At 72.0% G+C, this 12,427-nt stretch carries 10 protein-coding genes; 1 reads left to right on the forward strand and 9 read right to left on the reverse strand.

The window, feature by feature from the left end; translation table 11 throughout:
- The 9 genes from BU197_RS13365 to BU197_RS13405 all read right to left on the reverse strand — a co-directional run.
- Positions 1-324: hypothetical protein (locus BU197_RS13365; RefSeq protein ID WP_188268473.1), on the reverse strand; the 324-nt coding region annotated here is incomplete at its 3' end.
- On the reverse strand, positions 324-947 hold the full coding sequence (gene scpB / locus BU197_RS13370) for an SMC-Scp complex subunit ScpB (RefSeq protein ID WP_188268474.1): 624 nt from the start codon (positions 945-947) through the stop codon (positions 324-326). The genes scpB and BU197_RS13365, both read right to left, overlap by 1 nt.
- On the reverse strand, positions 944-2,038 hold the full coding sequence (locus BU197_RS13375; RefSeq protein WP_188268475.1) for a segregation and condensation protein A: 1,095 nt from the start codon (positions 2,036-2,038) through the stop codon (positions 944-946). Before BU197_RS13375 ends, scpB begins: the two co-directional genes overlap by 4 nt.
- Before the next feature lie 45 nt (positions 2,039-2,083).
- Complete coding sequence (locus BU197_RS13380) at positions 2,084-2,578, reverse strand: hypothetical protein (protein WP_188268494.1); 495 nt, start codon at positions 2,576-2,578, stop codon at positions 2,084-2,086.
- On the reverse strand, positions 2,575-3,600 hold the full coding sequence (locus tag BU197_RS13385) for a ParA family protein (RefSeq protein ID WP_030212665.1): 1,026 nt from the start codon (positions 3,598-3,600) through the stop codon (positions 2,575-2,577). The genes BU197_RS13380 and BU197_RS13385 overlap by 4 nt, the downstream gene beginning before the upstream one ends.
- 448 nt (positions 3,601-4,048) lie before the next feature.
- Complete coding sequence (gene ald, locus BU197_RS13390; RefSeq protein ID WP_188268477.1) at positions 4,049-5,164, reverse strand: alanine dehydrogenase; 1,116 nt, start codon at positions 5,162-5,164, stop codon at positions 4,049-4,051.
- 152 nt (positions 5,165-5,316) lie between these two features.
- On the reverse strand, positions 5,317-7,302 hold the full coding sequence (locus tag BU197_RS13395) for a tetratricopeptide repeat protein (protein ID WP_317452338.1): 1,986 nt from the start codon (positions 7,300-7,302) through the stop codon (positions 5,317-5,319).
- Positions 7,303-7,487: 185 nt separating this feature from the next.
- Positions 7,488-8,114, reverse strand: a complete 627-nt coding sequence (locus tag BU197_RS13400; RefSeq protein WP_188268479.1) for an NUDIX domain-containing protein — start codon at positions 8,112-8,114, stop codon at positions 7,488-7,490.
- Between the two features lie 90 nt (positions 8,115-8,204).
- Positions 8,205-9,863 (reverse strand): CTP synthase, encoded by a 1,659-nt coding sequence (locus tag BU197_RS13405; RefSeq protein WP_188268480.1) that lies wholly within the window; start codon positions 9,861-9,863, stop codon positions 8,205-8,207.
- A gap of 679 nt (positions 9,864-10,542) precedes the next feature.
- On the opposite strand from BU197_RS13405, the gene BU197_RS13410 reads away from it, so the two are divergent.
- Positions 10,543-12,345, forward strand: coding sequence for a glycoside hydrolase family 15 protein (locus BU197_RS13410; protein WP_188268481.1), 1,803 nt, complete (start codon positions 10,543-10,545; stop codon positions 12,343-12,345).
- The last annotated feature ends 82 nt before the right edge of the window (positions 12,346-12,427 follow it).

Here is a 12,427-nt window from a genome sequence, read left to right on the forward strand (position 1 = left end):
AGCGGCACCGGAGCCACCGCCCTGGTAGCCGCCGCCACCGGAGCCGCTGCCGCCCCGGTAGCCACCGCCGGAGCCGCCACCCTGGTAGCCGCCACCGCCGGAGCCGCTGCCGCCCCGGGAGCCGCCACCGGAGCCGGAGGAGCCACCCCGGTAGCCGCCACCGGCGCCGCTGCCGCCGCCACCACCGGAGCCCCGGTAGCCGCCGCCGCCACCGGAGCCGGAGCCGCCCCGGCCGCCGCCGCTGCTGCCGCCGCGGCCGCCGCTGTTGCCACCACGGCTCCCGCCGTTGTTTCCGCTGCTGTTCCTGCCGCTGCTGCTTCGCATCAAACTTCCGTCTTGTCGTCGTCGTCCTCACGACCCGGTGCATCCGGGTCGAACGACGGCACTCCTTCCAGCGAGTCCGGTTCGACCGCCGCCGCCTCGGGGAGGAAGGGCGCCGGCTCGGGGAGTTCGTCCAGGCCGCGCAGGCCCATCCGCTCCAGGAAGTAGTTCGTCGTCCTGTACAGGATCGCACCTGTTTCGGGTTCCGCGCCCGTCTCCTCCACCAGACCCCGCTGGAGGAGGGTGCGCATGACCCCGTCGCAGTTGACCCCGCGGACCGCCGAGACCCGGGAACGGCTGACCGGCTGGCGGTACGCGACGACCGCGAGCGTCTCCAGGGCCGCGCGGGTGAGCCGGGCCTGCCGCCCGTCCAGGACGTAGGCCTCGACCGCGTGGGCGTGCTCGGGACGGCTGTAGAAGCGCCAGCCGCCCGCCACCTGCCGCAGCTCGAAGCCGCGGCCCTGCGCGGTGTACTCCCCCGCCAGCTCGGCCAGGGCCTCCGCGACCTCCTCGGGGGCGCGGTCCAGGACCCGGGCCAGGCCCTCCTCGTCGGCGGGCTCGTCGACGACCATGAGGACGGCTTCGAGGGCGGGCTTGAGGCCGCTCACGGACTTGAGGTCGCTCATACGGGAGCCTCCTGGTCGAATTCGTCGGTCACGGCCGCGGTGGGGTCGGCGTCCCCGCCGGTCCAGGAGATCGTGAGGTCCCCCAGGGCGGTCTCCTGGTCGAGGGCGACCGCCTTCTCCCGGTACAGCTCCAGGAGGGCGAGGAAGCGGGCGACGACGGTGAGGGTGTCGCCGCCCGCGTCCTCCACCAGCTCCCGGAAGAGCGCCGTGCCGCGCTCCCGCAGCAGGGCGACGACCACGGCGGCCTGCTCGCGGACGCTGACCAGCGGGGTGTGGATGTGGTCGACGTACACCTCGGGCTCGGGCCGGGGCGCGAGGGCCTCGGCGGCCAGCCGGGCGAAGCCCTCCAGGCCGAGGGAGATGACGACCTCGGGGAGCAGGGCCGCGTGGTGCGGTTCGAGTCCCGCGGTACGGGGGTGGCGGCGGCCCTCCGCGTCCCAGCGCGTGTCGAGGATCTCGGCGATCCGCTTGTAGGCGCGGTACTGGAGGAGCCGGGCGAAGAGCAGGTCCCGGGCTTCCAGGAGAGCCAGATCGGCTTCGTCCTCCACCTCGGCGACGGGCAGCAGCCGGGCGGCCTTGAGGTCGAGGAGAGTGGCGGCGACGACCAGGAACTCGGTCGTCTGGTCGAGGTCGCCGTCGGGGCCGAGGGCCCGCAGATGGGCCATGAACTCGTCGGTGACCGTGGAGAGCGCGACCTCGGTGACGTCGAGCTTGTGCCGGGCGATCAGCTGGAGGAGCAGATCGAAGGGGCCTTCGAAGTTCGCGAGCCGGACGGTGAACCGTCCGTCGCCCTCAGGGCCCTCGGGCGCCGCCTCCGCGACCGGAGCGGCCGAGGAAACCGGAGCGGCCGGTGTGACCAGAGTGACGGGAGTAACAGGAGTGACCAGAGTGGCCGGTGCGGCAGGGCCGCCAGGAACGGCAGGACCGGCCGTATCTGCCTGAGCGGCGGGAGCGGCCGATGCGGTGGGATCGGCCGGGGTCTGAGGCCGGGGGACGTCGGCGGGCGGTGGCCCCGCCTCCGTCGACGCGTCCGGCCCGCCGCTCCGGGAAGGGCGCGACGGGCGGGACGTTTCGTCAGGGACGTGGTGCATGGGGGTCCAGAGGGGAACGGGGGCGCGTGGGCCCGCAGGCTACCGTCAGCGGCCGCGCAGACGGCGCACGAGGATGCTCGCGTCGCCCCGGGACTCCAGGTCGGCCAGGACGACCGCGACGGCCTCCCGGACGATCCTGCCCCGGTCGACGGCGAGCCCGTGCTCTCCCCTGAGCACGAGCCGGGCGTGCTCCAGGTCCATCAGCTCCTCGGCGGAGACGTAGACCGTGATCTTCTCGTCGTGGCGCTCGCGGCCGCTGGGCCGCCGGTTCGGGGTCCGGCCGCCGCGCCGCCGCGCCGCCGGGGCGGGTACCGCCGCGCCGGGTGCGGTCTTGGGCGCGGATGCCTCGGGCTCCGCCGTCCGGGCGCGCGGCCCGGCGGACTCCGCGGACTCGGGGTCCGCCGCCGTGTGCTCGGCGGAACCTTCGGCCGCCGGGTCGCTCTCGCCCGGCGGTGCCGGGACGGTCCGGCGGGGTGCGGACGCCTGGAGCGCCGTCCCCCCGGTCGTACGGAAGAGTTCGTCGGCTCCGGGCAGACTCACTCGGCGTGACACCGGGCGAGCACCTCCCTGGCGAGCTGGCGGTAGGCGGCGGCGCCCACGGAGTTGGAGGCGTACGTGGTGATGGGCTCGCCCGCGACCGTGGTCTCGGGGAAGCGCACGGTGCGCCCGATGACCGTGTGGTAGACGTGGTCGTCGAAGGCCTCCACGACGCGCGCGAGGACCTCGCGGCTGTGCACCGTACGGGAGTCGTACATCGTGGCGAGGATGCCGTCGAGTTCCAGCTCGGGGTTGAGCCGCTCCTGGACCTTCTCGATGGTCTCCGTGAGCAGGGCCACACCGCGCAGGGCGAAGAACTCGCACTCCAGCGGCACGATGACCTTGTGAGCCGCCGTCAGGGCGTTCACGGTCAGCAGGCCGAGCGAGGGCTGACAGTCGATCACGATGTAGTCGTAGTCGTTCATCAGCGGCTTCAGGGCGCGCTGGAGCGTCGACTCGCGCGCGACCTCGCTGACGAGCTGGACTTCGGCGGCCGAGAGGTCGATGTTGCTCGGCAGCAGGTCCATGTTGGGCACGGCGGTCTTGAGGAGGACCTCGTCGGCCGACATGCCCCGCTCCATGAGCAGGTTGTAGACGGTGAGGTCCAGCTCCATCGGGTTCACGCCGAGGCCGACCGACAGGGCGCCCTGCGGGTCGAAGTCGACGAGCAGGACCCGGCGGCCGTACTCGGCGAGCGCGGCACCCAGGTTGATGGTCGACGTGGTCTTGCCGACGCCGCCCTTCTGGTTGCACATCGCGATGATCTTCGCGGGTCCGTGGTCGGTCAGGGGACCCGGGATCGGGAAGTACGGCAGGGGCCGTCCGGTCGGGCCGATCCGCTCGCGGCGCTGGCGGGCAGCGTCGGGTGCGAGGGTGGCCGCGTACTCCGGGTCGGGCTCGTACTCGGCGTCGGGGTCGTAGAAGTGCCCCTCGGGCACCTCGTCGTAGGCGGCGAAGTGGGTGGACTCTCGGCCCATCTCGTTGCCGGCCGTGGCGTTCACGTGTAGGCCGTCCATCGTCTTCATCGTGTGGGCTGTCGTCATGGGCTGGTGCGTCGCGAAGGTCCGCACCGCGACGGAGCCGATCGGGGCACCTGGCGCACCGGTCCCGGGAGTAATTGTCGACTCATTCACAAGTCGTCTTACCTCCTTGGATGTCACCAGGAACATTTATCGATAGGTCAGCGTGGCACCATGCCGACGGTTGGCGACTCTATGGCGTGTCACCGGTCCGCAGCAACACAATCCCCCGGACCCGGCCTGATGTGTCGGCAACCGAACACGTCTCTGTCAAGGGCGCGCGGGGACGCGTCCACACCTTTCGGGGACGCGCGAAACGGGTGAAGGGTCACGTTCGAGACGAGTCGACCGCGTGTTCCGGCAGGTCTCCAGACACGCCCGGCCGGACCTTGTCGAACAAGGTCCGGCCGGGTGTGCGCGGGGGCGGCACGCGTTGACGGCGGTGCCGCGCGGGTCAGCCCAGGAGGCTGCTCAGCTCGACGTGCTCAAGACCGTGGGCCTCGGCGACCTCCTTGTAAACGACCTTGCCGTCATGGGTGTTGAGACCCAGGGCGAGGGCGGAGTCGCGGCGCAGCGCCTCGGCCCAGCCGTTGTTCGCCAGCGACACGATGTAGGGCAGCGTGGCGTTGGTGAGGGCGTAGGTGGAGGTGTTCGGGACGGCGCCCGGCATGTTGGCCACGCAGTAGAAGACCGAGTTGTGGACCGGGAAGGTCGGGTCGGTGTGCGTGGTCGGGTGCGAGTCCTCGAAGCAGCCGCCCTGGTCGATCGCGATGTCGACAAGGACACTTCCGGGCTTCATCTTGGCGACGAGCTCGTTGGTGACCAGCTTCGGGGCCTTGGCGCCCGGGATGAGGACGGCGCCGATGACGAGGTCGGCCTCGACGACGGCCTTCTCCAGCTCGAAGGCGTTGGAGACGACGGTCTGCACCTTGCTGCCGAAGACCTTGTCGGCCTCGCGGAGCTTGTTGATGTCCTTGTCGAGCAGGGTCACGTGGAAGCCCATGCCGACGGCGATCTGGGTGGCGTTCCAGCCGGAGACGCCGCCGCCGATGACGACCGCCTTGCCGGCGTGGGTGCCGGAGACGCCGCCGGGCAGCACGCCGCGGCCACCGGCCGAGCGCATCAGGTGGTAGGCGCCGACCTGCGGGGCCAGACGGCCCGCGACCTCGGACATCGGGGCGAGCAGCGGGAGCGCGCGGGTGGCGGTCTCGACCGTCTCGTAGGCGATGGCGGTGGTGCCGGAGGCGAGCAGCGCGTCCGTGCACTCGCGGGAGGCGGCGAGGTGCAGGTAGGTGAAGAGGGTCTGGTCCTTGCGGAGGCGGTGGTACTCCTCCGCGATGGGCTCCTTGACCTTGAGCACCAGGTCGGCGACGGCCCAGACCTCGTCGGCGGTGGGGAGGATCTCGGCTCCGGCGGAGACGTACTCCTCGTCCGTGATCGAGGAGCCGACACCGGCGTTCTGCTCGACGAAGACCTGGTGGCCGTGGCGGACGAGCTCGTGGACACCGGAGGGGGTGATGGCCACGCGGAACTCGTTGTTCTTGACCTCGCGGGGGATGCCGACCTTCATCGTCGATCACGGTCCTTGAATCAGGGGGGTGGAGATAACTGGGGCAAAGCGATGTATACCCGGATGCGCTGCGGCGCACCGGGGCAGACCACGTTCATACGCGGCGGACCCAGTCTAATGAAGGAGTTCCCTCTGTCTAGCCTTTCAAAGTACTAATCTTTCCCGGACCCACTGCGGATTTCGCAGGCGGATGATTCCGTTTCCAGCAGACGATCAGCCGTGGCCCGGTGCAGCCGGGCGGCGGCGGGGTCGCCGAGCCGGTCGAGGGTGTCCGCGAGCCGGAGCCGGAGCGCGGCCTGAAGCCGGGTGTCCTGTGCCCGCCGGGCCCACTCCACCGCCTCCTCGCAGGTCCGCAGCGACTCCTCGGGCCTGCCCGCGTACTCCTGGACCCGGGCTGCCTCGCTCAACGCCCGTGCGTAGCCCGGGAGATCGTCGAGCCGCCGGTGGCCCGCCGCGGCCGCCCGCCAGTTCCGCAGGGCCTCGCCGTACCGGCCTGCGTAGGTCTGCACGGCGCCGAGCCGCCCGTAGAGGCGCGCCTGGTCGACGTGCTCCTCCCGGGCGAGGCGGTGGGCCAGTGCCCGTCCGTACCAGTCGGCGGCCCGCTGCCAGTCGCCCAGCTCCTGGTAGGAGCCGCCTACGGATTCCATCGCCCGGCCGGTGGCGTGCGGGTCGTTCGCGGCCCGCCCGGCGTCCAGGGCCGCCCGGTAGCGGGTCAGGGCCTCCCTGTTCCGGCCGGTGCGGGTGTCGAGATCGGCCAGATTCAGCAGGGCGGCGGCCCGCTCCCGGTGCAGCCCCCGCCGCTCGGCCACGTCCAGGACCAGCTGGTGGAGCCCGTACAGCTCGGGGGCGGCGGCCTCGGCGCCCCGGTGCACGGCGAGGGCTCTGACCAGGGAGGCGATCAGCCGGCGCGCCAGGGTGTCCAGCTCCCCGTCGGCGACGGCGAGCCGGGCGCAGGCGAGCAGGAAGGACTGCCGGGTGCGCAGCCATTCGGCCGCCTCCGCCGGGGTCGGGAAGCGCAGGGCCCGGGGCAGACCGGCCAGTTTCCGCCGGGCGGGCGAGCCCTCGGGCTCGGTGACCGCCCGGCAGGACTGGAGGAGCCGTACGGTCCGCTCCAGCATCCGGGCACGGGCCAACTGCACCTCGGCGGGCCGGTCCTGCTCCTCAAGGCGTTCCCTGAGCAGCGGGACGAGATGCCCTGGCACGTCGTACTGTCCGTCCGGGCGGCCGGAGACCACGCCGAGGGCGGCGAAGTCGGCGAGGGTGGTGGCCGCCGCCGAGACCGAGCAGCCCGCCAGGGCGGAGGCGGTGTGGGCGTCGGCCCGGCCCAGCGGGGCCAGGGCGAGGTAGCGCAGTATCCGGGCGGCGGTCGGCGGCAGGGCCTCGTGGGCGAGGAGGAAGGCGCGGGTGAGCGGGTCGCCGCCGCCGGCCCTGAGCCGTTTGGCGAGGTCGGCGACGGAGGCCCTGGGGTGGACGGAGAGCCAGCCCCCGGCGAGGACGACGGCTGCGGGCAGCCCCCCGCACTCCTCGACGAGGGTCTCGGCCGCCTGGGGGTCGACGGTGATGCGTACGGAGCCGGTGAAGCCGGTGAGCAGTTCGATGGCCGACTTGGGGTCGAGCCCGCCGAGGGTGCAGGGGCGTACGTCGGGGATGCCGGTGAGCGGGCCCCTGGCGACGCCCACGACGAGGGCGTCGGGGTTGTCCGGGATCAGCGGGTCGGCCTGTTCGGCGTCGACGGCGTCGTCGAGGACGAGGACGGCCCGGAGGCCGGAGAGCGCGCCCCGGACGAGTTCGGTCAGTTCGTCCTCGGCGGCTCCGGGAGGCTCGGCGACCCCCAGCTCTGCGAGGAGTTCCCGGGCGACGCGGGCGGTGGGGACGGGGTCGCCGCCGGGCTCGGTGAGCCGGGCCCGGAACACCCCGTCGGGATAGCGGTCGGCGAGCCCGGCGGTCAGCTCCTCGGCGAGCGCGGTACGGCCGGAGCCGGGCCGCCCGGCGATGAGCAGGACGCGGGCGCGGGGGGCCTTGCGGCCGGTGAGGGTGTCGAGGCCGGTGCGCTCGATGTCGGCGCGCAGGGCCTTCAACTCCCTTTGCCTGCCGAAGAACCGCCGGTTCACGGCCGTCGCCACAGCCTGATCCGTCACGGGCCACGCTCCCGTCCACCTGCGCACGAGCCGATCCCGGCGGGGGGCTCCGCACGGGCGTTTCCGAGCGTAGTTCAGGGCGTGGCACGGACCCGGCGGAGCAGGGCGGACACATCGCCCAATCGGATCAGCAGATGGTCATACTGACTCCTCGATCGGGCTCTTCGACCGGGCTCCTCGCTCTGCTATCCCGCGAACGGCCGGGCCGGCCAAGGCGCGTCCGCCGGGCGGAGGGAGTCCAGGCCCTCGCCCGCCCGCGCGGCGACCAGCGCGAGGACGCCCACGACCAGACAGGTGTTGTGCAGCTCGCCCGCGAGGACGCCCCGGACGAGTTCGTCGACCGGGACCCGGGCCAGCTCCATGTCGGCCTCCTCGTCGGAGACCTCGAAGCGCTCGCCCTCCGCCTCGCTGACCCCCCGGGCGAGGAAGATCCGTACGGCCTCGTCGCAGCCGCCGGGGGTGGTGTAGACGTCACTCAGGACCCGCCACTCCTCGGCCTTGACGTGCGCCTCCTCGTACAGCTCGCGCTGGGCCGCGTGCAGCGGGTTCTCGCCGGGCACGTCGAGGAGTCCGGCCGGGATCTCCCAGAGCCGCTGCCGGACCGGGTGGCGGTACTGGCGGAGCACGAGGACCCGGTCCTGCTCGTCGAGGGCGAGCACGGCCACCGAGCCGGGGTGGACCTGGTAGTCGCGGCGCACGACCGTGCCGTCCGGCATCTCGACCTCGTCCGTGCGGACGCTCGTCTTGTTGCCCGTGAAGGGGGTCTCGGTGGCGACGACCCGCCACTCCTCCGGGGTGTCCTGCACCTGCATGAGCTGTCCTCCCACATACGAAAACCGGGGTACCGGCCCGGAAAGGGCCCGTACCCCGGCAACGTTAACGCCAGGGACCGACAGCTCGGCCTACTTGGCGGGCTTGGCCGCCTTGTGCTCGACGGACGCCTTCACCAGGCCCGCGAAGAGCGGGTGCGGACGGGTCGGGCGGGACTTCAGCTCCGGGTGCGCCTGGGTGGCGACCAGGTAGGGGTGGATCTCCTTCGGGTACTCGACGTACTCGACGAGCTTGTTGTCCGGGGAGGTGCCGGAGAAGACCAGACCGGCCTTCTTCTCCAGCTCCGCGCGGTAGGCGTTGTTGACCTCGTAGCGGTGCCGGTGGCGCTCCTCCACGTACGGGGCGTCGCCGTAGGTCTCACGGACGACGGAGCCCTCGGCGAGCTTGGCCGGGTACAGGCCGAGACGCATGGTGCCGCCCAGGTCGCCCGCGCCCTCGACGTACGCCAGCTGCTCCTCCATCGTGGAGACCACCGGGTGCGCGGTGGCGGCGTCGAACTCGGTGGAGTTGGCCTCGGGGATGTCGGCGAGGTTGCGGGCCGCCTCGATCACGATGCACTGGAGACCCAGGCAGATGCCGAGGAGCGGGACCTTGTTCTCGCGGGCGTACTGGATCGCGCCGACCTTGCCCGCGACGCCCCGGTCGCCGAAGCCGCCGGGGATGAGGATGCCGTCGACGTCGCCGAGCTGCGTGCGGGCACCGGCGGGGGTCTTGCAGTCGTCGGACGCGACCCACTTGACCTTGACGCGGGCCTTGTTCGCGAAGCCGCCGGCGCGCATGGCCTCGGTGACCGAGAGGTAGGCGTCGGGCAGGTCGATGTACTTGCCGACGAGCGCGACGGTGACCTCGTGGTCGGGGTTGTGGACGCGGTCCAGCAGGTCCTCCCACACCGTCCAGTCCACGTCGCGGAAGGGCAGGTCGAGCTTGCGCACGACGTAGGCGTCCAGGCCCTCGGTGTGCAGGACCTTGGGGATGTCGTAGATCGAGGGGGCGTCGATCGCGGCGACGACCGCCGCCTCGTCGACGTCGCACATCAGCGAGATCTTCCGCTTGATCGCGGTGGGGACCTCGCGGTCGGCGCGCAGCACGATCGCGTCGGGCTGGATGCCGATGTTGCGCAGCGCGGCCACGGAGTGCTGGGTCGGCTTGGTCTTCAGCTCGCCGGAGGGGCCGATGTACGGCAGCAGCGAGATGTGGACGACGAAGACGTTGTCCCGGCCGACCTCGTGGCGGACCTGGCGGACGGTCTCCAGGAACGGCAGCGACTCGATGTCGCCGACCGTGCCGCCGACCTCCGTGATCACCACGTCGACGTCGTTGGTCGCCATGCGGCGGATGCGGGACTTGATCTCGTTGGTGATGTGCGGGATGACCTGCACCGTGTCACCGAGGTACTCGCCGCGCCGCTCCTTGGCGATGACCTGCGAGTAGATCTGGCCGGTGGTCACGTTCGCCGAGCCGTCGAGGTCGACGTCGAGGAAACGCTCGTAGTGGCCGATGTCCAGGTCGGTCTCGGCGCCGTCGTTGGTGACGAACACCTCGCCGTGCTGGAAGGGGTTCATCGTGCCGGGGTCGACGTTCAGGTACGGGTCGAGCTTCTGCATCGTGACCCGCAGGCCCCGGGCCTTCAGGAGCACACCCAGGCTGGAGGCGGTCAGGCCCTTGCCGAGCGAGGAGGCGACACCCCCGGTGACGAAGATGTGCTTGGTCGTCGTGTTTTTGGGCGGCATCGCCAAGAGGGGGCTCCCGTGGTCGCGTTTGGAGGTGCGTACCGGCGTGCCCTCCGGAAGAATCGGGGGGTGCCGTCGCTGCGGTTTCGGTGTCCTTCGGCTCCCGCCGTTTCCCACCGGTCCACGGGGTACCAGGGTATCAGCGACATCGGGAGACCGCTTCCGGCCACACGCGGCAGTCGGGTGCACACGGACGGCGACAGGGGCGCGAAAGCGGTCCGGCACGGCCTTCACGGCGGGCTCGGACACGGCCTCCGAGGCGGCACGGACACCGTCTCCGCGGCGGCACGGACACGGTCTCCGCAGCGGCACGGGCACCGTCTCCGCGGCGGGCGCCGCGAGGCTGCGGACGGCCCCGGGCGAGGCTCGGGGCGGCCGTTCGACGAAGAGTCCCCGAGCACGCTGCGGGGGCCCGGAGAGGAAGGTTGGCATGCATTCACCCGAACGGAGCAACGGCGTTACCGGTGTGATCACCGCCTCAGTAGGGTGCGTCGTATTCTGCTCGGACGTTCCCCGCCGAGCCGGCCGGCCAGCGGCACCACCCCGCCCGTTCACCCGGACCCAGCGCTCGTCGAAGATCCCTTGACCTGCCGCACCACAGGACCGGCCGACATCCGGCCGACCTTTCCGAGCAAGCGCCCCGAGGGGCGGACATGGCCGTTCGACTGGAGTGAAGCACGTGGCCGGGCGCATCGAGGATTACGCACTCATCGGAGACATGCAGACCGCCGCACTGGTCTGCCGGGACGGCAGCGTCGACTGGCTGTGCCTGCCCCGCTTCGACTCCCACGCGGTCTTCGCCGGACTGCTCGGCACCGAGGAACACGGCTTCTGGCGGCTCGGTCCCGCCGGGCCCCAGGACGCCGAACCCGCCCCGGCCGACCGGCGCCGCTATCTGGGCGACTCGCTGATCCTGGAGTCCGAGTGGGACACCCCGCGCGGCACGGTCAGGGTGACCGATTTCATGCCCCCGCGCGAGGGCGCCCCGCAGCTCATCCGGATCGTGGAGGGCGTCTCCGGCCGGGTGCGGATGCGCTCCGCACTGCGGATGCGCTTCAGCTACGGCCGGATCGTGCCCTGGGTGCACAAGGTCGGCGACCGTACCGTCGCCGTCGCCGGACCCGACTCGGTCTGGCTGGATACCGACGCCGAGACCCACGGCCAGGACCTGACCACGTACTCGGAGTTCACCGTGGCCCCCGGGGAGCGGATCGCGTTCACGCTCTCCTGGCAGCCCTCCCACAAGGAGCCGCCCGCGCTGCCCGACCCCGAGGGCTCCCTCGCGGCGACCGCCGAGTTCTGGCGCGAGTGGGTCGGACACTGTACGTACCACGGCCCCTACCGGGAGGCCGTGATCCGCTCCCTGATCACCCTGAAGGCGCTGACGTACGCGCCGACCGGCGGGATCGTGGCGGCGCCGACCACCTCGCTCCCCGAGGAGATCGGCGGCGTCCGGAACTGGGACTACCGCTACACCTGGCTGCGGGACGCGGCGATCACCCTCTCCTCGATGCTGCGCACCGGCTACCGCGAGGAGGCCCGCGCCTGGCGGGACTGGCTGCTCCGGGCCGTCGCGGGCGACCCGGAGAACCTCCAGATCATGTACGGCATCGCGGGCGAGCGCGAGCTGGGCGAGGCCGAGCTGGACTGGCTTCCGGGGTACGAGAACTCCGGCCCGGTCCGCGTCGGCAACGGCGCCGCGGGCCAGCTCCAGCTGGACGTCTACGGCGAGGTCACCGAGGCCCTCCACCTGGCGCATATGACGGGGCTCTCCCGCAACGACTACGCCTCGGTCCTCCAGATCAAGCTGATCAACTACCTGGAGAAGCACTGGGACCAGCCGGACGAGGGCATCTGGGAGGTCCGGGGCCCGCGCCGCCACTTCGTGCACTCCAAGGTGATGGCCTGGGTGGCCGTCGACCGCACGATCAAGCTGATCGAGTCCGGGGACGCCGACGGCCCGCTGGAGCGCTGGCGCGAGCTGCGCGACGAGATCCACCGGGACGTCTGCGAGAAGGGCTACGACCAGGAGCGGAACACCTTCACCCAGTCGTACGGCTCCAAGGAGCTGGACGCCTCCCTGCTGCTCATTCCGCAGATGGGCTTCCTGCCGCCCGACGACAAGCGGGTCATCGGCACGATCGAGGCGATCCAGCGGGAGCTGGCCACCGAGGACGGCTTCGTGCTCCGCTACCCGACGGCGGGCGCGGAGGCGGGCGTCGACGGTCTGGAGGGCGACGAGGGCGCGTTCCTCGCCTGCTCGTTCTGGCTCGCGGACGACCTGGCGATGATCGGCCGGGTGGACGAGGCCCGCACCCTCTTCGAACGGCTCCTCGCCCTCCGCAACGACCTCGGCCTGCTCGCCGAGGAGTGGGACCCGAGGCTCCAGCGACAGGTGGGCAACTTCCCGCAGGCCTTCAGCCATGTGCCGCTGATCGACACGGCCCTGCGGCTCACGGCGAGCGGGGCGTACGGGGGCTGACGGCTCCCGCCGGGCGGCGGACGCGGGGCCCGGGTCCCGCGTCGCCGAGCGGCGCCGCCCCGCCCCCGGTCCTACGATGAAG

This window comes from Streptomyces sp. CBMA291 (genome assembly GCF_014596525.1).
In the GTDB taxonomy this organism is placed as follows: domain Bacteria; phylum Actinomycetota; class Actinomycetes; order Streptomycetales; family Streptomycetaceae; genus Streptomyces.